Annotated in this window: 17 protein-coding genes; 8 read left to right on the top strand and 9 right to left on the bottom strand. The window is 60.8% G+C overall.

Annotated elements, in window-relative coordinates:
- From Q4Q11_RS22660 to Q4Q11_RS22635, 6 genes are all read left to right on the top strand, one after another.
- Positions 1-2,098, top strand: a 2,098-nt coding sequence (locus Q4Q11_RS22660; protein ID WP_498570894.1) for a putative bifunctional diguanylate cyclase/phosphodiesterase, incomplete at its 5' end; no start/stop codon positions are given.
- A 511-nt stretch (positions 2,099-2,609) separates the two neighbouring features.
- The gene (locus tag Q4Q11_RS22655) at positions 2,610-4,136 is read left to right on the top strand and encodes an ABC transporter substrate-binding protein (protein WP_498570893.1); all 1,527 of its coding nucleotides are present in this window, start codon (positions 2,610-2,612) and stop codon (positions 4,134-4,136) included.
- Between the two features lie 183 nt (positions 4,137-4,319).
- A complete protein-coding gene (locus Q4Q11_RS22650; protein ID WP_498570892.1) occupies positions 4,320-5,261 on the top strand; it encodes an ABC transporter permease in 942 nt (313 codons plus the stop codon).
- The gene (locus tag Q4Q11_RS22645) at positions 5,261-6,139 is read left to right on the top strand and encodes an ABC transporter permease (protein ID WP_498570891.1); all 879 of its coding nucleotides are present in this window, start codon (positions 5,261-5,263) and stop codon (positions 6,137-6,139) included. The genes Q4Q11_RS22650 and Q4Q11_RS22645 overlap by 1 nt, the downstream gene beginning before the upstream one ends.
- On the top strand, positions 6,140-7,348 hold the full coding sequence (locus tag Q4Q11_RS22640; RefSeq protein ID WP_498570890.1) for an amidohydrolase/deacetylase family metallohydrolase: 1,209 nt from the start codon (positions 6,140-6,142) through the stop codon (positions 7,346-7,348).
- 17 nt (positions 7,349-7,365) lie between these two features.
- The gene (locus Q4Q11_RS22635; RefSeq protein WP_498570896.1) at positions 7,366-7,878 is read left to right on the top strand and encodes a RidA family protein; all 513 of its coding nucleotides are present in this window, start codon (positions 7,366-7,368) and stop codon (positions 7,876-7,878) included.
- Positions 7,879-7,945: 67 nt separating this feature from the next.
- On the opposite strand, the gene Q4Q11_RS22630 is transcribed toward Q4Q11_RS22635, so the two are convergent.
- Positions 7,946-8,779, bottom strand: a complete 834-nt coding sequence (locus Q4Q11_RS22630) for an IclR family transcriptional regulator (RefSeq protein WP_498570889.1) — start codon at positions 8,777-8,779, stop codon at positions 7,946-7,948.
- A gap of 95 nt (positions 8,780-8,874) precedes the next feature.
- Between Q4Q11_RS22630 and Q4Q11_RS22625 the strand changes: the two genes are divergently transcribed.
- Both Q4Q11_RS22625 and Q4Q11_RS22620 read left to right on the top strand, forming a co-directional pair.
- On the top strand, positions 8,875-10,071 hold the full coding sequence (locus tag Q4Q11_RS22625) for an aminotransferase class V-fold PLP-dependent enzyme (protein ID WP_498570888.1): 1,197 nt from the start codon (positions 8,875-8,877) through the stop codon (positions 10,069-10,071).
- 32 nt (positions 10,072-10,103) lie between these two features.
- A complete protein-coding gene (locus tag Q4Q11_RS22620) occupies positions 10,104-11,936 on the top strand; it encodes an ABC transporter ATP-binding protein (RefSeq protein ID WP_498570887.1) in 1,833 nt (610 codons plus the stop codon).
- Positions 11,937-12,088: 152 nt separating this feature from the next.
- On the opposite strand, the gene Q4Q11_RS22615 is transcribed toward Q4Q11_RS22620, so the two are convergent.
- From Q4Q11_RS22615 to Q4Q11_RS22580, 8 genes are all read right to left on the bottom strand, one after another.
- Positions 12,089-12,613, bottom strand: coding sequence for an invasion associated locus B family protein (locus Q4Q11_RS22615; protein WP_498570895.1), 525 nt, complete (start codon positions 12,611-12,613; stop codon positions 12,089-12,091).
- A gap of 174 nt (positions 12,614-12,787) precedes the next feature.
- Positions 12,788-13,261 (bottom strand): DUF4189 domain-containing protein, encoded by a 474-nt coding sequence (locus Q4Q11_RS22610; RefSeq protein WP_112512779.1) that lies wholly within the window; start codon positions 13,259-13,261, stop codon positions 12,788-12,790.
- The gene (locus Q4Q11_RS22605) at positions 13,258-13,953 is read right to left on the bottom strand and encodes a hypothetical protein (RefSeq protein ID WP_498570886.1); all 696 of its coding nucleotides are present in this window, start codon (positions 13,951-13,953) and stop codon (positions 13,258-13,260) included. Before Q4Q11_RS22605 ends, Q4Q11_RS22610 begins: the two co-directional genes overlap by 4 nt.
- Before the next feature lie 13 nt (positions 13,954-13,966).
- On the bottom strand, positions 13,967-14,542 hold the full coding sequence (locus tag Q4Q11_RS22600) for an invasion associated locus B family protein (RefSeq protein WP_498570885.1): 576 nt from the start codon (positions 14,540-14,542) through the stop codon (positions 13,967-13,969).
- A gap of 7 nt (positions 14,543-14,549) precedes the next feature.
- The gene (locus tag Q4Q11_RS22595; RefSeq protein ID WP_498570884.1) at positions 14,550-19,433 is read right to left on the bottom strand and encodes a beta strand repeat-containing protein; all 4,884 of its coding nucleotides are present in this window, start codon (positions 19,431-19,433) and stop codon (positions 14,550-14,552) included.
- A 101-nt stretch (positions 19,434-19,534) separates the two neighbouring features.
- Positions 19,535-19,954 (bottom strand): hypothetical protein, encoded by a 420-nt coding sequence (locus Q4Q11_RS22590; protein ID WP_498570883.1) that lies wholly within the window; start codon positions 19,952-19,954, stop codon positions 19,535-19,537.
- A gap of 431 nt (positions 19,955-20,385) precedes the next feature.
- Positions 20,386-21,267 carry a helix-turn-helix domain-containing protein gene (locus Q4Q11_RS22585; protein ID WP_498570882.1) on the bottom strand — a complete coding sequence of 294 codons (882 nt, stop codon included), beginning with the start codon at positions 21,265-21,267 and terminating at the stop codon, positions 20,386-20,388.
- Positions 21,268-21,563: 296 nt separating this feature from the next.
- Positions 21,564-21,773, bottom strand: a complete 210-nt coding sequence (locus Q4Q11_RS22580; protein ID WP_498570881.1) for a hypothetical protein — start codon at positions 21,771-21,773, stop codon at positions 21,564-21,566.
- Positions 21,774-22,139 lie beyond the last annotated feature (366 nt).

Below are 22,139 nucleotides of genomic sequence, written 5' to 3'. Positions count from 1 at the left end.
GCGTGTGTTCCATTGGCGGCGATCGCGTCGCATCGATCCGGAGACGGCACTTCACGCCCTGAGGCGTACCAATCGTCTTTCTTTCGCAATTGCGTTCGTCTTTACCGTCTGGTCGTTCCTGCTCTTTCCCTATGGCGACGCATATACGCGTTCACACCTGGCCTTTTACATGGCCATCACGGTGATTGCCTGCATCTTTTGCCTCATGCATCTGCGTTCCGCGGCCATCACTGTGACGGCCATCGTCAATGGGGCCTTCATCGTTATTTTCTGCGCAACCGGGCAACCGACTTTCGTGGCAACGGCGATGAACATAGCATTGGTATCCGCCGGCATGCTGGTGATCCTCAACATCAATTACCGCGACTTCGCGCGCATGGTGAATGCTCAAACAGAGGCGCGCCGGCGGGAAGAGGCACAAAGCCGTTTGCTGCGGATGATCGACGACATGCCTGTCGCCGTGATGACGGTTGAACCCGAAACACTGATCATCAACTACGCCAATGAAACCTCCAAGCAGCTCATGCGCAAGATCGAACACCTGCTGCCGATCAAGGCGGACAAGCTGCTTGGCACGTCGATCGACGTTTTCCATCGGAGCCCGCAGCACCAACGCCGCATTCTCGCAGATCCGGCAAATTTGCCGCACAATGCCCGGATCAATCTCGGTCCGGAAGTGCTGGATCTCAAGATCTCTGCGGTAACGGCCGACGACGGGAGCTTTTTGGGACCGATGCTCACCTGGGCGATCGTTACGAAGGAAGTGGAGGCCGAGCGACGCATACGGCAACTCGCGCACCACGACACGCTTACCGGGCTCGCAAACCGCACCACGTTCAATGCAGAATTGGACGCGAGTCTCATCAAGACGGAAGATCACCCCTCGCTGCTGTTCATTGACCTCGACGGCTTCAAACTGGTGAATGATACCAAAGGTCATCGTGTCGGCGACGCCTTGCTGAAGGCGGTCGCTGACCGGCTGCGGGCAGTTTGCACGTCACAGGCGATGACGATCGGACGCCTCGGCGGCGATGAATTCGCCGTGCTTGTTCCTTTCGCCGACCCCTTAAGTGTGACGCAGCTTGCCGGCCGGGTCATAGAAGCGCTCTCCGTACCATTCGACCTTGATCAGACGAGCCAGGTTCAGATCGGCGCATCGGTCGGCATTGTGCATGCGCCAATGCACGGCAAGACCGGCGAAGCTTTGCTGGCGCGCGCCGACATTGCCCTTTACGCGGCGAAGGCCGGCGGCAAGGGAGCATTCAAGGTATTTTCCGACGAGATGGAAAATCGCATCCAGGAAAGCGTACTGCTTCAAACGAAGCTGCGCGCATCCTTACGGGAAAACCAGGGATTGTTCGTCTTCTATCAGCCAATCGTCGATATCCGCAGCAAGAGGATAACCGCACGCGAAGCACTGATACGCTGGCATCATCCTCAAAGGGGCTGGATTTCGCCGGCGGAATTCATTCCCATCGCCGAGCAGAGCGCGCTGATCGAGCAGCTCGGCGAATTCGTCCTGAACACCGCATGCCGGGATGCCGTCCGATGGGAGGATGGAGCGCGCGTGGCTGTCAACGTATCGGCGGCACAGCTCGGCAAGGACACGATCGCCTCCACCGTGCTGTCCGCACTCGCCTCCTCCGGCCTATCGCCTGACCGGCTTGAAATCGAGGTGACGGAGACCGCGATGTTCGACGATGAACACCGGGGCATCGGTGATCTGCGGCGGATACGTGACCTGGGGGTAAGGGTTGCGCTGGACGATTTTGGAACCGGATATTCGTCCCTGACCCACCTGCGCGCCTTCCCGTTCGACAAGATCAAAATCGATGGCTCGTTCGTAAGAGATGCCGTGAAACGACCGGAATCCGCTGCAGTTGTCCGGGCTATCGCCGATCTGGGCAAGCGGTTGGGCGTCACGACCGTCGCAGAAGGCGTCGAAACGGAAGCGCATCTCGAATGCGTTGTGAATGAAGGGTGCAGCGAGGTCCAGGGCTATTTCTTTGGCCGACCGGAGCCGAGCCTCGAGGATGCAGATGCGGTCATGGCCCTCAACGCGGCAATGAAGGCTGAACCCCGCAGGGCAAACCTCTGACCACTTCGAATTTTGCCCTGTCACCATGGGTTAACATGGTGACAGGGCGTGTCGCAGACACACGGGTGGCAATGGTGTCAACGACCAGGGCAATGTCCAAATAATCCAAAAGAAATGCTTTGAACATTGGACCTTAGTCTGATCGGAAGCCGGATTCTTGTCTCGAAAACCTCTTTGCAGACCGGCCGATTGGCAAGCGGCGAACATCCGTTCGATCCGTCCCGGCTGATGTGGTCTTGCGCCGATACTGCGGAGCAAATTGTCCTACATCATCTTCTCGGCTTCGGGCGGGAAGTGCGCAAAATCATCGGGCGAGCTTGAACGCTTTGCCCGCCCCAAAGCAAGCCGGATTGCAGGCCTGCCGTTTCTCAAAATTCCATCAGCCTGCGCCCTCTTGATGGCACGAGCTTTTCTCCAGCCCCGGCGAGACCATTGACAGTCCGCATCCGTCCTGTATTCTGTTATAAAATTGCATATAACATAATTGTGGAACATAAACGGGAGAATTTCGATGAAGCTAAGCACCGGCTTGCTGATTGCGGCTGCCTTGATTGCAACCCCTTCGTTGCTGATGGCCCAGGAAAAAGGAGGCGTCATCAACGTTGCAACGATCGGCGAGCCGCCGACGCTCGATCCTATGACCTCTACCGCCGATCTCGTCGGCATCGTCACGCAGCACATCTTCGAAACGCTCTACACTTTCGATAAGAATTGGAACGTCACGCCGCTGCTGGCCGAAAGGCTGCCCGAGATTAGTGCCGACGGCAAAACCTATACGATCAAGCTCAGGACCGGCATCAAGTTCCACGACGGCAGCGTCATGACCTCCAACGACGTGGTCGCCTCGCTCAACCGCTGGATTAAGCTTGCCTCGCGCGGCAAGCAGGCCGGTGGCTTTATCGAAGCGATCACCGCCCACGATCCGGCGACGGTCATCATCAAGCTGAAGCAGCCCTATGCTCCCTTGACCTCGCTGCTTGCCTTCAACAACTCAGCCGCCATCATCATTCCGGCCAGCAAGCAGGCGGACACGATGACCGACTTCATCGGCACCGGTCCCTATATGCTGAAGGAACGCAAGCCCGACCAATATATCCAGCTGGTGCGTTTCGAGGGCTACAAGCCGCGCGATGGCGAAAGCAACGGTTACGGCGGCGCCCGGCATCAATATTTGGATGAGATCCGCTTCGTTCCGGTGCCCGACGCCAATACCCGCGTCGAAGCGGCCATTTCCGGCCAATACGACTATATCGACAGTCTTCCGGTCGAATCCTACGACAAGCTGAAATCATCCTCGGCGACGCAGCCGCTGCTGCTGAAGCCGTTCGGCTATCCGGTCTTCGTCTTCAATACCGCCGATGGCATCGCGAAGAATGTCGCGATCCGCAAGGCGATCCGTCAGGCGCTCAGCATGGAGGACATGCTGGCGGCCGCCTTCGGCAGCACGAATTTCTATACAGTCGACGGCAACATGTACCCTGCCCCCTATACCTGGAGCACCGATGCCGGCGTCAAAGGCAACTATAACCTCGCCGATCCGGAAGGTGCTGCAGCCGCCGCCAAGGCCGCAGGCTACAAGGGCGAACCGATCCGCATCCTGACCAGCCGCCAATACGAATTCCATTACAAGATGGCGCAGGTCGCGGCCGAATATCTGAAACAGGCAGGCTTTACGGTCGACCTTCAGGTGGTCGACTGGGCAACGCTCACTCAGCGCCGCGCCGACAAGGCGCTGTGGGACATCTATATCAGCCACAGCCCCTTCCTGCCGGAACCGGCGCTGATCGGCACGCTGTCGCCAAGCTCGCCCGGCTGGTGGACCACGCCGACGAGCAAGGCTGCGATCGACGCCTTCAACACAGAAGTCGATCCCAAGAAGCGTATCGAGCTTTGGGCGAATGTTCAAAAGACCATCTATGACGAAGCTCCTATGATGAAGATTGGCGACTTCAACGCCGTTGCGGCGATCTCCACCAAGCTTCAGGGCGTCAATCCGGCGCCATGGCCCTACTTCTGGAACGCATCGATCAAGAAATAAGCCTCCCAAGGCATTCGGGCGCCGGTTACGGCCGGCGCCCGTTCCCGATCCTGTCCGTTTGCGGACCTAGGGCAATTCCAGGAAAAGTGCGCAGCGGTTTTCCGTTCGGAATTGCGAGAGAACAAAGAAACAAAGTGGTTCCGCTATTCGAAGAAAAGCGGAACCACTCTGGGAACCGACCCGATGATACGCTACATCCTTCAACGCCTTGCAGGCATGATCGTCGTGATGTTTCTCGTCGTCACGATCGTCTTCGTGATCGTGCGCGTGACGCCTGGCGATCCGGCGGCTGTCATGCTCGGCCCGGATGCGACCGCGCAGGATATTGCCGAACTCCGTACCCGGCTTGGCCTCGACCAATCCATCTTCATCCAATATCTGTTTTATGTCGGCCAACTGCTCAAGGGCGATCTTGGCCAGTCGATCTTCCTCAACATTCCGGTTTCCTCCGCCCTTCTCGAACGCGCCGAGCCGACCTTTTTCCTGACGCTGTTTTCGCTTCTGATCGCAGGCGTCATCGCGCTGCCGATCGGCATCTATGCCGCCTATCGGCGTGGATCGTTCGTCGATCAGGCTTCCATGGCGATCGGCATGCTGGCGGCAAGCATTCCGAGCTTCTGGCTCGGCCTGATCCTGATGCAGTTCTTCGCCGTGCGCCTGGGGATGTTCCCGGTTTCCGGCTATGGCGGGCCGGGCGCAAGCTTCGTGGATCGCATGTATCATCTGACGCTGCCGGCCGTAGCACTCGGTCTCGTCTCCTCCGCACTGATCCTGCGCTTCACCCGTGCATCGATGCTCGACGTGCTCGGGGACGACTATATCCGCACCGCCCGCGCAAAGGGGCTCATCGAGCGCCGCGTGGTCCTCAAACATGCGCTGAAGAACGCTCTCATTCCGATTCTCACCGTTCTCGGACTGACCGCCGCTGTCCTGATTTCCGGCGCGGTCGTGACCGAGACTGTCTTTGGCCTACCGGGTGTCGGAAGCCTCGTCGTCTCCGCGGTGCTGCGCCGCGACTATCCGGTGATCCAGGGAGCCCTGCTCGTCATTGCGGGCCTCTACGTCCTGATCAATTTTGCGATCGACATGCTCTACCTGCTGGTTGATCCGAGGGTACGCTACTGATGGCCGATATCGCAACCGATACACCCAAGCAGATACAAAGCGAGCGAAGCAAGTTCCTTCGCCGGCTTCTGAAGCGCAAGACCGTCGCCATCGGCGTCACCGTGCTGATCGCCTTCGCCCTGCTTGCCATCCTGGCGCCATGGATTGCGCCCTATTCACCGTCGAAGCTCTCAATCGTCAATCGACTGAAGCCGCCGAGCTGGATCTACTGGTTCGGCACCGACGAGTTTGGCCGCGATGTCTTTTCCCGCACCATCTATGCAGGCCGGCTGTCGCTGCTCGTCGGCGCGGCCGTCGTGACGCTGTCTGCGGCGATCGGCGTCACTCTCGGCCTGCTCGCCGGCTTCTTCCACAGGCTCGACACGCCGATCGCTCGCCTGATCGATGCCATGATGGCGTTTCCGGATATCCTGCTTGCCATCGCGCTTGTCGCAGCCCTCGGCCCGTCGCTGACGACCGTCATCGTCGCGTTGTCGATCGTCTATTCGCCGCGGCTGGCCCGCATCGTCCGCGCCTCGACGCTTGTCATCCGCGAACTCCCTTACGTGGAGGCGGCCAAGGCTCTCGGCATATCGACATTCCACATCATGACGCGGCATGTGCTTAGAAACCTGCTGTCGCCGATCCTGGTGCAAGGCTCCTTCCTGTTTGCCAGCGCCATGCTCGCCGAAGCCGGGCTCTCATTCCTCGGCCTTGGCGTCAGCCCGGAAATTCCGACCTGGGGAACCATGATCGCCGCCGGCCGCCAATATATCGGCCAGGCCGACTGGATGACCTATTTCCCGGGCTTTGCCATCATCCTCTCCGTGCTCTCGCTGCAGATGGTCGGCGACGGCCTGCGGGACATGCTCGATCCAAGACTTCGAAAGGACCTGTAAATGACCGGTGAAAAAGCGGGCAGACCGCTCCTCCTCACCAACGTGAAACCCATGGCCTTCGGCGGCGACACGGCCGCCGGCATCATCGATATCCTCATCGGCGCCGATGGCAGGATCGCCGCCGTCGGCCCGCGGCTTGCCGCGCCCGGCGATTTCGAGCGTATCGACGGCAGGGGCGCCTGGATTTCTCCCGGCTGGATCGACCTGCACGTCCACATCTGGCATGGCGGCACGGATATCTCGATCCGCCCGTCCGAATGCGGCGCCGAGCGCGGTGTCACGACGCTGGTCGATGCGGGTTCGGCCGGCGAAGCCAATTTTCACGGGTTCCGCGAATATATCATCGAACCCTCCAGGGAACGCATCAAGGCCTTCCTCAATCTCGGTTCGATCGGTCTCATTGCCTGCAATCGCGTTCCGGAACTGCGCGATATCAAGGATATCGACCTCGACCGCATCCTCGAATGCTACGCTGAGAACAGCGAGCATATCGTCGGCATCAAGGTGCGCGCGAGCCATGTGATCACCGGCTCCTGGGGGGTCACGCCCGTCAAACTCGGCAAGAAGATCGCCAAGATCCTGAAGGTGCCTATGATGGTGCATGTCGGCGAGCCGCCGGCGCTCTATGACGAAGTGCTCGAAATCCTCGGGCCGGGGGATGTCGTCACCCACTGCTTCAACGGCAAGGCCGGTTCGAGCATCATGGAGGACGAGGATCTCTACAATCTCGCTGAGCGCTGCGCCGGCGAGGGCATCCGGCTCGACATCGGCCATGGAGGCGCATCCTTCTCCTTCAAGGTCGCCGAAGCGGCGATCAGACGCGGCCTGCTGCCCTATTCGATCTCGACCGACCTGCACGGCCATTCGATGAACTTCCCCGTCTGGGATCTCGCAACCACCATGTCCAAGCTGCTCTCGGTCGGCATGCCGTTCGACAAGGTGGTGGACGCCGTCACCCATGCGCCGGCCTCGGTCATTAAGCTTTCGATGGAAAACCGGCTGTCGGTCGGCGAAAGGGCTGATTTCACCATTTTCGACCTCGTGGATGCGGATCTCGAGGCGACCGATTCCAATGGCGACGTCTCGCGCCTGCGCAAGCTGTTCGAGCCGCGTTACGCGGTGATCGGTGCGGAAGCGATCACCGCCGGCCGCTATATCCCCCGTGCCCGAAAGCTCGTCCGCCACAGCCATGGCTATTCGTGGCGCTAATCAAACACCAGGCTCGCATAGCAGGAGCATACGTGAACACGTCCCCAACACAGGCCGCTTCAACAGCGCAAACACCCTACCAGCGACTGGCTGCGCTCGGGATCGAGCTGCCGCCGCCGCCGCCGCCGATCGCCAATTTCGTGACCCATGTCCGCGAAGGCAACGTACTCTATCTGTCGGGCCAGGGGCCGCGAGAGCTGGACGGCCATCTCCACTCCGGCAAGGTCGGCGGTGACGTCGGTGTTGACCGGGCCTATCAGCACGCGCGGCTGACAGGCATCAACCTTCTTGCCGTCATGCACGAAGCGCTCGGCGACCTTTCCAGGGTGAAGCGGGTGGTGAAACTGCTCGGCATGGTCAACGCCGTGCCGCATTTCAAGGATCATCCAAGCGTCATCAACGGCTGCTCGGACCTCTTCATCGAGGTCTTCGGCGAAGCGGGCCAGCATGCCCGTTCGGCCGTCGGCTTCGGCTCGCTTCCTGGCAACATCACGGTCGAAATCGAAGCGATCGTCTCACTCAACGATTAGTTTTTACGCACTTCCGGACGCAAAGCCGCGTCGCACTTTTGCTGGAATTGCTCCAAGGAGGACGAATTCAATGGTTGCGCCAGCCCATCAGCTTTTCGATCCGCTCGGCAGCCGCTCGCACCTGCTCGCCATAATGTTGGCCGTCGGAAACGACTTTCTGTTCGGGCAGCACGATCGAAATGGTCGCGACACATTGCCCATCGCGATCGACGACCGGCGAGGCGATGCAGGCAACCGCGTAATCGGACTCCGCCACCTGGACCGAAAGGCGTTCCTCGAAGGCCTTCCCCGCGGCAGCGGAAAGCACGCCGGCATCGACCTCGGCCCGCCCGGTCGGAGAAGTGCGGGCACAGCGCTTGAAAAGCTCGATCCTTTCCTCTTCCGGCAGATGTCCGACCAGAAGCCGGCCGGAGGCCGTCCAGTTGAGCGGCACGCGCGTTCCGACACGGGAAGCGACCTGGAAATGGCTTGGTCCGTCCGCCATCGCCAGCACCAGCATGTTGTCGCCGTCGCGGCCGCAGACTTGCACCGTCTCGCTCGCCTGCCGGCAAAGATCGTGCATTTCGCGCGTGGCGACGCTCATGAAATCGAGCGACCGGGCATAAGCAAGACCATAGTGGTAAAGGCGCGCCCCCAGCCAGACGGAACCGTCGGCATTGCGGCCAAGCATGTTCTTTTCGACCAGATCGTCGATGATGACATAGACGGTCGAAAGCGGCGCCTTGATCGCCTTGGCAATCGCGTAGGCTCCAGCCGGCGCGCCGGTTTCGTAGAGATAGTCGATCACCTGCAGCGCGCGGTCGATGCCGCTGACGCGCGAACGGCGCGCGCCTTTGGCTTCGGCTTCTCCGGTAGAATCCGTGCCTTCAGGGAGTGCTGTGGATAGGGTTTTGGCGTCCAAATCAACGCTCCTCGTGGGTTTCGAGAAGCTATTACATTACTATGGCATAGCTGTCGATGACAATCGGCAGCCGGCCATCACTTTGGAGAGATAGAATGTCCGATGATATCCGCAGCAAGATCGGCCTGAGGCCTGTCATCAACGTATCAGGCACCATGACGAGCCTCGGCGCATCGATCGTCGTGCCCGAAGCCATTGCGGCGATGACGGCGATCCTGCCGCAATTCGTTGAGATCAACGACCTCCAGCGCAAGGCCAGCGCCGTCATCGCGCGGCTGACCGGCGGAGAGGCGGGCTTCGTGACGGCATCCTGCTCCTCGGGCATCAGCCTCGCCGTCGCCGGCGCCATCACCGGCAACAACCTGCTTGCCATAGAGAAGCTGCCTGATGTCACCCCGGACAAGAACGAAGTCATCGTGCAGATGGGTCATGTGGTGAGCTACGGCGCTCCTGTAGATCAGGCAATCCGCCTCGCCGGCGGCAAGGTCGTGCTGATCGGTCAGGCGACCTCGACGCACCGCTTCCATATGGAAAACGCCATAACCGAAAAGACGGCAGCCGCCGTCTATGTCGTATCCCATCATGTGGTCGATTACGGCCTGCTGCATCTGACGGAATTCATCGAGATTGCGCACTCCAAGGGCGTGCCTGTCATCGTCGATGCGGCTTCGGAATACGACCTCAAGCTCTTCCTGGCGCAGGGTGCCGACATCGTGCTTTATTCAGGCCATAAGTTCCTCGGCGGCCCGACCTCCGGTATCGTCGCCGGCAAGAAGGAGCTGGTGCGCAACGCCTTCCTGCAGAACATGGGCATCGGCCGCGGCATGAAGGTCGGCAAGGAAAGCGTCTATGGCGTCATGGCGGCGCTGGAGGCCTGGGAAAAGCGCGACCATGCCGGCATCCGCGAACGCGAGACGGGCTATCTGAACCTCTGGAAGCGGACTCTGGACAGCCGCCCCGGCGTCACCGCCCTGATCGAGCCCGACCCCACCAACAATCCGCTCGATCGCATGCGGGTCATCATCTCGGCGCCCGAGGCCCATATCAGCGCCTGGGATCTTGCCGCAGCGCTTGCCCGCGGCAACCCGCCTGTGATCGTCCGGGACCATGAGGTGGAACACCATTATTTCTATCTCGATCCATGCAACCTGCATCCCGGCCAGGAGACGATCGTCGCGACCCGGCTTGTCGAAGAACTCGACAAGGCGCGCGCCTCCAACGAGATCATCGCGACGCCGATCGAAAACCGCAGCAGGCATCGCTTCGACGGCATGCTGAATTGGCCGGACTGAGTGGTGGCAGGGATCGCAAGAAGGAAACCAGCATGAGCGCGTCGCAGCCAAAGGCCTCAGGGGCCGTCGAACCCATCCTCTCCGTCGAGAACCTCACCACCTCGTTCCTGTTGGACGGCGCATGGAGGCCTGTCGTGCGCAATGTTTCCTTCTCGGTCGCGCCGGGCGAGACGGTGGCGATCGTCGGCGAGAGCGGCTCGGGCAAGAGCGTCACCTCGCTGTCGATCATGCGGCTGCTGCAGAGCGATTCGAGCCGCATTGAGGGCAGGATCATGCTCGGCGGCCGCAACCTGCTTTCGCTCCCCGAGCATGAGATGCGCAAGGTGCGCGGCAACGAGGTGTCGATGATCTTCCAGGAGCCGATGACTTCTCTCAATCCGCTCTTCACCATCGGCGATCAGATTTCCGAAGCCTTGCTCTGCCACAAGGATATGTCGGCGGCAGACGCCAAGGCCGAAACGATCCGGCTGCTCGAAAAGGTCCGCATTCCCTCGGCCGCTTCGCGCTTCGGCGAATATCCGCACCGCTTTTCCGGCGGCATGCGCCAGCGCGTCATGATCGCCATGGCGCTCGCTTCGAAGCCGAGGCTGCTGATCGCCGACGAGCCGACGACGGCGCTCGACGTCACGATCCAGGGCCAAATCCTCGACCTCATCAAGATGCTGCAGGACGAAGAAGGAACTTCCGTCCTGTTCATCACGCATGACATGGGCGTGGTCGCGGAGATCGCCGATCGCACCGTCGTCATGTATCGCGGCGAGCAGGTGGAGACGGGTGCTACGGCTGACATCTTCCACCGCGGCCGGCATCCCTATACCCGCGCCTTGCTGTCGGCCGTGCCGGTACTCGGCTCGATGCAATCCTATGAACGACCGCTGCGCTTTCCCGTCGTCAATGCGGCAACGGGAGAGTCCGACACGCCTGCCGAGGTGCCTGATACGGTAGCAAAGGAAAAGCCGGTTCTGCAGGTAAAAAACCTCACCAAGCGCTTCGACATCCATTCGGGCCTTTTCGGAAAGCTCAGGGGCCGCGTGCATGCGGTCGAAAACGTCTCGTTCGATCTCTTTGCCGGCGAAACATTATCGCTTGTCGGCGAATCCGGTTGCGGCAAATCGACGACGGGGCGCGCCATCATGCGGCTGATCGAGCCGCAATCCGGCTCCGTCATCGTCGGCGGTCGCGACGTGCTCTCGCTTGACAGGCGTGACATGCGCGAGATGCGCAAATCGGTGCAGATGATCTTCCAGGACCCCTTCGCTTCGCTCAACCCGCGCATGACCGTCGGCCAGGCGATCGCCGAGCCCTATCTCGAACACAAGCTAGGAACAGCAAGAGAGGCCAAGGACATCGTCGCCGACATGCTGCGAAAGGTGGGGCTGACACCCGACATGGCCGGCCGCTACCCGCACGAATTCTCCGGCGGCCAGCGCCAGCGTATCTGCATCGCCCGCGCGCTGGCCTTGCAGCCGAAGGTAATCGTCGCCGACGAAAGCGTGTCCGCGCTCGACGTATCGATCAAGGCACAGGTCATCAACCTGATGCTCGACCTGCAGCAGAGCCTGAACCTTTCCTTCCTCTTCATCTCCCACGACATGGCCGTGGTCGAGCGTGTCAGCCATCGCGTCGCAGTCATGTATCTCGGCGAAATCGTCGAGATCGGCCCGCGCGCAGCCGTCTTCGGCAATCCGCAGCACGACTATACGAAGAAGCTGATGGCAGCCGTTCCGGTGCCTGACCCCGATCGCCGGCGCGAGAAGGGCGCGAATGCCAGCGAGGAATTGAAGAGCCCGATCCGGCCCGTCGATTACCTCACCGCGCCACGCGAATATCGGGCCATTTCTCCCGGTCATCTGGTAGCCGTCTGACCGGGCAATCAGAGCTGCCGGATGCTGTGGAGATGCGTTACCGTCGCATCCGACCAGCACCGCTCACACGGATTCAAAAGATCGCGGGTTGCGCTCGCTGGAGCGCTGCAGTTGAGCGACTTTGATAAGCGCGGCTCTGAAGACGCGTTTTCCTATTTGACGCCCAATGCGGCAACGCGGTCGGCAGCGGCGGAAAAGCCTTGCAGGGATACCTGAAAAGCGAGAGCGTTGCCGCCGTCGGCAACGACCTTGAGGTTCAAGCGCGAGCCGGTGCGCACTTTGCTAAGTGTCGCGGCGTCGAGCGGAAGCAAGGCAATGCAGCCGTTCGGCAAACAGGTGCGAAAACGGATCGGCTTCATAGGCGGCTGATCATCGATATTCGGCGTCACGCCCGAGTCGAGGACGATTCCGAAAGGCAGCAATAGTGTTGCGAGCGCACTGCCGTCGGGACGGATCTGCATTTCGACGGCAAGCAGCCTCTGGCCGTTCTGCTGGGTCTGATCCTGCGAAATCGAACATGCCGGCACCTTGTCGCGCTGACTGCACACGATACGCCAGTCCTGATAGGTCTCCTGCAGGCTCGACGCACCGTTCGGCAAAGCCGATTGCGCAAAGGCTGCGGGTGGAAACGTCAGAGCGAAGCCCGCACAGACAAAGACACGCGCTGCAAAAGATATGCGGTCGATTGTCCGAGATAATGTGAATGCCGGGTTTGACAAGGGACGAGATCTTTCAATTAGAAATGCAATATTCCGCCTCGGTTCCCTCAAGAACCAAGGCGACGAATTAGGGTCGGTCATGGCCACCATCGGCACGAATTTCCGTACCACGGCTTTCAGCGCCGGGATAGATCACGTGCATACCCATTCCCGGACAGCGCAGCGAGAGCCCGAGCGCTCGCATGCCTTGAGCGCAAGATCTTCCGCTTCGCGGCGCGTCGGTGCCGAATTTGCGCTCCATGGCGTCGCCCGTTCGCGTTTTTCCTTGCCGATGGCGAGGGCGCCGCAATGATTGTAGGGAAAGCCGGTCTTGTCGTCGTCATCCCAATGCCGGTGATTGCGGAATATGCTGACCACGACGCAACTCTTACCCTTGTCCCGCTCGCAATGCTTGAGCGCGATGTCCATGGCTTCCTGGCGCTTGTCGGCACCCCAGAAGAAGCCGTATTTTTCATCGGGCGCGGAATAGGCGATGGCTGCCCATATGCCACGTTCCTCCGGCGGAGGAACCGGCGCCTGCTCGGCCGTAAAAAGATCGGCGGCTCCCAGATGACCGGCGGTGACGAACAGCATGCCGATCGCCGCTATGGCAGATCTCGATCTCATTTTAAGCCCCCTTGTTTTCCTGCCGCCGAAGCCACGGAAATGACGACGCAGCCGCTTCCGGTCGGCAAAAGCATCGCGTCACCGCCATCGTTGCCGAGCTGGTAGACGCCGACCTGGCCGAGATTGTTGACGAGCTTGCTGCCGTTCGGAAACTTGGCCGAAATTTCCGGACAGGAGGCCGTGAACGGCGCCACCCGAACCATCGAGCCCTCGCAGCCGGATGCGACGGGTGCGGCAAATACAATGCCGGCGGCTGGACCGCTGTAGCCCTGTGTCGCATAGTTCATTCCGACAAGTGCCTGTACGGCATGCTTGTCGGCCGCCTCGTTGTTCCACACCGACTGAACGTTATACTGCGTGCCGTTGGTCAGCAGCTGTCCGAGAACCGGGAAAACGGTCGAACAGGAGTGCAGCCCGGCCTGCTTGGCGTGCTGCAGAAACGGCGTATCGGGCAGCGTTTGATTGGCGTCGTTGGCCGCCGCAACCGCCGGCTGTGACAAAAGGTTCCCCAGCACATCATATCGGAAGGCGGCGTAGCCGCCGGCGCCGGCGATTGCAATGGCCAGCACCGAAAGGGCGATGGTCTTTCGCCAGCTTCGCCCCGGCTTGGCTTGTTCGCCGGCGAAGTTCTGAATTGCGGCGTCTTTGGTGTTTCGCAACATGATGCGATCGTGAATCGATTGCTGGGTCATTGAAATCCGTCCGTCACTTTATGGCCTTAACGGCTGTGGAAAGGCCCTTGAGGTTTGCGGTCAGGCTGACGATCTTCCCGTCCGTGGTCGGATAGGAAACCGTTGGTGCCGTACTTTTGGAAATCTGCTCGCGCATCAAAGGCCCGACCGGCAGCATGCCGACGCAAACCGTATTGTTGCAGCCGTTGAAGCGGACCTGTACCGGCTCCTTGCGGCCCTCGAATTGCAGCAGGATACCGCCGTCGCTCTTGGCGACCGGGGCTGCACGCAAGATCATGTAGGGATCGCCTTTTTTAGTCGCTGCGAGCGACCAGCTGAATGCGACCTGTCCCGCCTCGTTCTCGATGATCTGGGTAACGTTGCAGACCCGCTGGCGAATCTTCAGGTTTTCGTCGCAGATCAGCGTCCAGTTTTCGAACGGACGAATGGTCCGCTGATACTCGCCAGGCTTCAGCTCCGGAGGAACCACCACCTCGGAAGGCCTGATACGATAGTTGGCAAGAACCATCTCCTGTCCGGCTGCAATCGAGCCGGACAGGAGCATGCACATCACGAAAGCGGGGACGCCGAAAAGTGCGCCTTTGAACATGGCAGGCTCAATTCAGAGTGAAGCTGAGACCGGCGCCGACGCCCACTTGCCCGCCTGCTGCCGTGCCCGACAAGTTTCCGCGAATTCGTCCGTCTTCGCTGGTATAGCCCGCACCGAAGGCCAAGGCGCCCTCGCCCCGCCAGACGCCACCGCCGACGGCTACGCTCAGCTTGCCCGGACGATCGTCATAGCGAAGCGATGCGGCGGCAAGCCCGATTGCGGCCGCCTGTCTCGCTTCCGACCGTACGTCTCCGAGCTCTCGGTTCAATTGCCCGAACTTCTGGTCCGTATAGTTGTTGGCGGAAGCCAGCGTATTGGCGGCGGCCGTGTCCGCATAGGATTTGACCTGCGTGATGCTGTCGCCCAATTGGGCGACATTCACGGCATCCGTCGGGGCGACACCCTTGCCGACGTTGGAAATGACCACCGGTGCGTTCACGTCACCACCCTGCAGCGTGATGCTGTTCTTCTTGCTCCCGTCTGGATTGAGGTCGTAGGTGACAGCGTTCTTGGTGATCGTTCCGACACCCGTCTGCAGGCTGTCGATCGCCTGATTGGTCGCATAAAGCTGCGATCCGTTGATGGCGTCGGTGCTGTCGGCAGAAATGCGGCCGGCTGCGACGTTCGTGATGGTTCTTTCGGCCCCTGCGGCGCCCACACTGACGGTGCCGACTGGCGCGGCTCCGGCAAAGTTGTAATGCTGACCCTGGATGTCGGTGCCGGTGGTAGCGACGGCCGCCTGTGTTGTGGAACCGGAGCCCAAGGCCACATCATTTGCATTGTTGGCCTGCGCGCCCTGGCCGAGGGCAACCGCGCCCTGCCCTGTCGCCGTAGATCCAAGTCCTGCTGCCAGACTGCTCACGCCGCTTGCGACACTCTGCGGACCGATCGCGACGCTGTCGGTGCCGCCTGCGATGGAATCCGCCAGCGTCGAGTTGGCATGGAAGTACTTGATACCGCCGCCATTGGTGATGTTGGTCAATGAGTTATTGACCGCACCGAAGGCGTCATAGACCGTGCTGTAGTTGTTGCCCTGGATATTGTAGGTCGGGCCGGTGATCGACCCATCCGGGTTTACCGTCGTGCCGCCGCCGATCAGGTTGGTGATATTGGTGCCGAGACCCTTAAGCTGGCTGACATTCACGGCGTCTGTGTTTGCCGAACCTGCTGCGAGATTGGTCAGCTTGCGCTCCGATCCCGCCGAGCCGATCGACACTTCGCCGACGGAGGTTTGCGGGCCTGTAAGGGCGAAGCCGGTATAGCCTGCCTGCGCGCCTACGGTCGTTACGGATTGAGCACCCAGCGCAACGCTGTTGACGTTGTTGGCCTGCGCGCCGGCACCGAGCGCCACCGATTGGACGCCCGCAGCCAGCGAGTTCGTGCCAAGGGCAACGCCATCGGCCAGCATGACGTGGGCATTCTGGCCGATAGCCGTGCCGCCCGGAGCCACTTGGTCGACGATCGCACCATTGCCGATGCCGATGCCGTTGTCGCCATTGACGACGGTTGTCGGACCGACGGCAACCGATTCGGCACCGACAGCGAGGGAGTCGCCCGCCGCCGAATTGGCATGGAAGTATTTGCCTGGTGTCGCCGCCACCGAAGCGATGGCGCCCTGGAGCTGGCGAACCGTGACGGCATCCTGCGCATTGGTGCCGTCCGCAACGTTGATGATCTGGCGATAGGACGTGCTAGAACCGACCGAGACGGCGCCCAAGAGGGTTTTGTCCGTCGTATTATACTGGATGAAGTTCGTTGGCCCGGCTGCGATCTGGCCGCTGGTGGGCGCCAGAGCGCGATCGGAAACCGATCCGGAACCGAGCGCTACGCCGCCGACGATGGTCGACTGGCTGTTCATGCCAAGTGCGAGCGAATTGTCGGCAACCGAGGTGGCGTTATAGCCGACAGCGGTGGAGCCGACACCTTGTGCGGAGGAATCGCTGACGGCAAGCGTGCTGTCGTTGGTGCGGACATATCGGATGCCCGTGCCGTTTGCGTCGGTATAGGCCGTCGATGTGTCGCCGGCGATGTTGTTGATCGTATTGCCGAGATTGGTGAGGTTGCCGTTGATCGTAGTAATGTCGGTGGTGTTCTGCGTCACCTGCTGGTTGGTGGCGAAGAGCTGCGAACCGTTGATCGCGTCGGTCGAGCCGCCGTTGATCCGGCCGGCCGCGACATTGGTAATGGTACGTTCGGCACCGACGGCGCCGACGCTGACCGTCGAGCCCGGTGTCGTGCCGGCGAAATTGTAGGTGGTAGCGCCGATCACGGTGCTTGCCGTGCCGACCGCGACGTCTGTCACGGAACCCGAGCCGAGCGCCACGGCGCCTGCGTTGTTGGCGGAGGAGAGAGCACCCAATGCCAAGGCGTTCTGAGCGCCGGCATTCGCGCCTGCGCCGAGAGCGGAGGCTTGAATGCCGGTGGCGAACGCGTTCTGACCGATCGCGGTGCTGGACGTGGCTGTTGCATTGGCATTGGGGCCGATGGCGGTGCCGTAATCACCCGTGGCCTTGGAGATGTAGCCGAACGCGGCCGCGTCGAGGCCGGAAGCGGTTGCGCTGTTGCCGGCTGCGATGGCATTTGCTCCTGCCGCAGTCGAGAGAGGTCCGATCGCAACCGATTCCGCGCCCGTCGCCGAGGAGTCCGCCGCCGCCGAGTTGGCATGGAAATACTTGATGCCGCCGCCGTTGGTGATGTTGCTGATATCGGTCGTGTTCTGCGTCACCTGCTGGTTGGTGGCAAAGAGCTGCGAACCGTTGACGGCATCCGTCGAACCGTTGTTGAGACGGCCCGCCGCGACATTGGTGATGGTGCGCTCGGCGCCTGGCGCTCCCACACTCACCGTCGAGGTCGGCGTCGTGCCGGCGAAGTTGTAGGTCGTGGTGCCGATCACCGTGCTGGGGGTTCCGACCGCGACCGCGGTCACCGAGCCCGAGCCGAGCGCCACGTCGCCGGAGCTTGCCGCCGCCGTCGCGCCGTTACCCAATGCGACGTTGCCGACGAAACCGGAGGCACCCGCGGTGGAACCGTTGCCGAGCGCGACCGAGCCCTGGCCGATCGCCTTGTTGTTGTTACCGATCGCGACCGCGCCGGCCGCCTGGTTGGCGGCGGTGGCGCTTGCCGTGCCGTCACTGTTGGCGATGTTGTTGGCGCCGCCGGTGAAGGCGCCCGTGCCGCTCGCATAGCTCGGATCACCGATTGCGACCGCGCCATTGCCGTAAGCGGTGTTGCCGGAACCGATGGCGACCGACTCGCCGCCATCAGCTATTGCGCCCGTGCCGATGGCGACGGAATTGTCGGTGAGGGAGCCGGCGGAAGTGCCCATGGCGACCCCATTGACGCCGAGTGCGACTGCACCCGCTCCGAGCGCTGTCGAGGCTGCCCCTTGCGCGACAGCCGTCGTGCCAATGGCAACGGCGTCATCCCCTGAGGCTGTGACCGTCCGGCCACCCGCGAATGCACGGGCACCGGTGGCCTTGGCGGCGGAGCCAAGCGAGGTGGAGTCCGTTCCCGTCGCACTGGCCTGGAAGCCCATGGCCGCCGAGTCGGCGCCGCTCGCTACGGTGCCGATACCGAGTGCGGTACTGCCGGCCCCGCCAGCGTTGGCGCTGACGCCGGCTGCGAGAGAATTATCGCCCGTCGCCTTCGTTCCAGAACCGTAGGATGAGGCATTTGTGCCGCTGGCGAGCGCCGTAGGTCCGGTGGCAATGGAATTGGCGCCGCTGGCACTGGCGCCGGCACCCGTGGCAACTGATGAAGCACCACCGGCATTCGCATTGTTGCCGACTGCGACGCCGGAGGTTGCGGTGGCAGCAACGATTGCGCCCGAACCTATCGCTACACCTCCGCCGGCAGCGAGCGCCTGTGCCTGGTTGCCCAAGGCAACCCCGAAAGCTCCCGACGCTACGGTGGTAGGACCGATGGCAAGCGCGTTAGTACCGGAGGCGGCGGCATTCGTGCCGAGGGCGATGGTGTCCGTGTTCGAGGCCTTGGCAAGGTAGCCCATGGCCGAGCCCCTCAGGGCGGAAGCGGCTGCTCCGTTTCCGATCGCCGTGGACTGGTTTGCAGTGGCGGCGGCCGACGTGCCAAGGGCGCTCGCTCCGGTTCCCGTCGCAGATGAGGTTGGACCTACGGCGGTCGACCATGACCCCGTGGCCGTCGAAGCGGAGCCCAACGCAACAGCCTCGAACGTGAAGCCGGAAGGAGCGGTGCCGCTTGCATTGGCATTCGTACCAATGGCAACCGGAGAACCGCCGCCCGTTCCGGCGTTTGCCTTAGCACCGACCCCCATGGCCACGGCAGCACCGTTTGAAGATGAAGCGTTGGAGGACACTCCAACTGCTATCGAGGCACCACCCGAAGAGGTGGCCGATGAGCCGAGAGCGACGCCGTTCGCCCCGCTTGCAGTGGTGTTGACACCAAAGGCCGAAGCCCCGTCCGCCAGCGCCCGGGCGTTCCCGCCCACGGCAAGAGCGTTGACGCCGGTCGCGTTCGCGAAGACGCCCATGCCTATGGCGTTGAGGCCATTGACACCCATCGCATAACCAATGGCGATCGAGGCGTTGCCCGTCGCGGTGTTACCGGTGCCTATTGCCACACCATCGTCGCCATTCACCTTGGCGCCATCGCCGATGGCGGTCGAGGCGGAGCCGGTGGCGCTACTGGCACAGCCGATAGCTACGCTTTGCACCCCCGCGGAGGGAGTCGTGCAATTTGCGAGGTTGGTCACAGTCCCGTTGCCGATGGCAAGCTGCGCGAAGGCCGTTTGCGGCGCCATACCGCTGATGACGGCAAGCAGTACTCCGGCAGTGCCGCCGGCTGTCGGCACTCCCAAGCCCAGCCGAAGCCGCTTCATGCCCAACACGCGATGGGCTGCTCGAAGTGCTGCCATCAGCCTGCGACGCACGGAGCGACGATCATTTCTCTCCGGCACCCAGCTCCCGGCAAGTCCGCTACGAGATTTCGCTTGCAAATGCTCCCCAACGCATTCCTTCATGCTGCCTTCTCCTCGCTGTTACCTGGACGACCAAGCACGCCTGGACCCGCATCCGCGGCCGTGTCGTCGTTGAAATTCCGCATTTCCTGAAGCGCGCGCCCCATCTTGGCGGCTTGGCTTTCGAGCTGCTCGCGAACAGTTTCGACCCATGGCTGCGTCAGCTCCGGAACGGCATGCAATGCAGCATCGGCGCGATCGGGCGGAAGCTTCATCGCCACAAGGGCGCGGCAGAGATCGAAATGGAACAAAGGCTCCCCTTCCCCATAGGCCGGAGAGGTCAAACCAAAGACGAGACAGGCAAATAGATAATCGACTTCAGCGCCGCTCAGGCGGCTGGCGTACCGTTGCTGCAAGGCAGTCCACGCCACCTCGATTTTTGGAGCAAAGATTTCGAATTCAGGGAATTGAATGTCCATGAAGCACCGGATGGTTACCATCGGCTACATGGCCTTATTTTAGTGCTACGGTATTTTAGAAAATTCCGGACTTTTTTTAGAAAATTACGGTTTTTTGTTTAGCCGGTTGCAGGTGTAACCACTTTGCCACACGTACCTAAGGCTGTTTTATATATACGCGTGGTATCTTCCGGCCACCGGAAACCTGCCCCTGCTGCGCGCGCGAAGATGAAGAGCCAGGTACGATCCTTTTCCGCCCGAAGCGCGCTCGCCAATTTGAGAATGTCGATTCCGGCCCGGTCGGATGCAGGGCAATCGCCTATGAACTGAAATCGCTGCCGCGTCCTCCTTCTCCCAGCGGGGAGAAGGAGTTTCCTGTGCCGATCCAGCTCATATGCGATTACCCTCCGTCCGGATCCGATCGGGATTCTCACGCAAAGCGCGGCAGGTCGTCACTCGAACCGCAGCTCCGTCGGCGTCCTGCCGCGATACCGCTTCATGGTTGTCGCCAGATGGCTTTGATCCGAAAATCCGGTCAGGTAGGCAATTTCCGCAATCGGGATTTCGCCCTCGACAAGCATTTTTTCCGCAAAATCCAGCCGTAGATTTATGAGGTAGCGGTGAGGCGGCATGCCGAACGTCTTGGCGAACCTTACGATGAAATGATTGGGCGAAATGCCGGCGACAGCCGCCAGTTCAGCGACATGAACCTTTTCCGTAAAATGTTCACGGAGATATTCTTCAATGCGACGGGCGCTTTTGGCGGAGAGCCCTCCCCTTGGCGACGGAAGCTGTTTCATATGGCTTGCATAAGTATGGAGGAGATGTGTGCTGAACTGCGTAACCAATGAATCCAGAAAGAGTTCATTCGGAGTTGCTTTCCCGGTTAATTCGACAGAAATCCTCTGCGCAATGCCGAGAGCTATCGGATCGACGGTACCGAAAGCGGGCGGCCGGAGCTCTACATTGCCGAGGTCGAACTCCTGAAGCGCCAGCTCTGACAAAGTGTCGGGAGGAATGGCGATGACAAGATTTTTCCTGGTTTCGGACCAGGCAAGACTGCTGTCCACACCGGCGGGATTGATGACAAGACAGCCAAGGGGCGCATCGTACTGGGTGATCCGGTCGCTGCCGAGAGACGCCCGCAAGCCGCGCATGGGGGCCAGTACGACCCCCATCGCATGCTCTTTGGCCAGGAACGTCTGTGATCCCGGATTGCGCACGGAATTGATGACGCTTCCGTGCGCGGTGACCTTTCTCTGGCCCGCATTCTCAGGAATTATGTCGAACACATATCGATCGGCCCGTTCCCGGGCCTTAACCGCATAATCCATCCGTTACCGCCCCGCCCGAACGAAATCCTGTAAATGCAAGCAGCAGACCAGATCCCAACTTGGTTCAAGATCTCAGCTTCCCAACCCTGCGGGGTTCGAAACCGCCACAAGTCTGCTTATAGCCCAAAATTAAATAATATAAATTACCGACTTGGGAAGGGGAGACGCCCATATGGGTGGGCCGGTGGGTCAGAACACTTCCGGTTCGGACAAACACATCCCGACCGCTTCAACGCATAGTTGCTCACGATAAAAATCACAATTCGCGCATAGATGGAAAACCCGATCGCCAGCCACTATGGCTGCTGGGTATCGCCTCGGTGTTTTTCATAGAGATCCCATGCCACGTCCGCGATTGCCAAGAGCACGTCTTTTCGATCCCATCCGTCCGCGACCGCAGCCCGAACGATTTCATGGACGATAGGCTGCAATTGACGGCGGCATTCACTTGCAATGTCGTCAGCGCTGTTTCCCAGAGGTGGCTTATCAAATTTGAGTTCTACCATTATCACTCTCGCAGGACTACTATAGCTGAGCTATCACATTCCTAATGTAAAATAAATTCGAAAGGATGCGTAGAGCTTTCACGGACCTTTCCCCGATCGCACGATTGCGTTGCTGCAATCAATCCGGTTTTGAGCACAGCTGCTGAGCGCATATCATTCGGCACCTCACTGAGTCTTCAGCTGATGATACCAGAAGAAATGAAAACTATTCTGCCGCGCAGAGCACTGTGAAGTAACGCAATGCGGTCAATACCTGAACAGTGAAGTCTTAAGGTTACCCAGCAGCAGAAGCCGCAGTCACCGAGGTCGGCGTGATTGCCCGGGAAATGGCCGCCATGGCGGCCCGCTGACGCAGTTCCCTATCTC

The sequence above is a fragment of the Rhizobium sp. UFLA01-1127 genome (assembly GCF_059803845.1).
The sequence above is the reverse complement of the archived record's forward strand: the minus strand, read 5'-3'. Positions and strand labels throughout refer to the sequence as shown.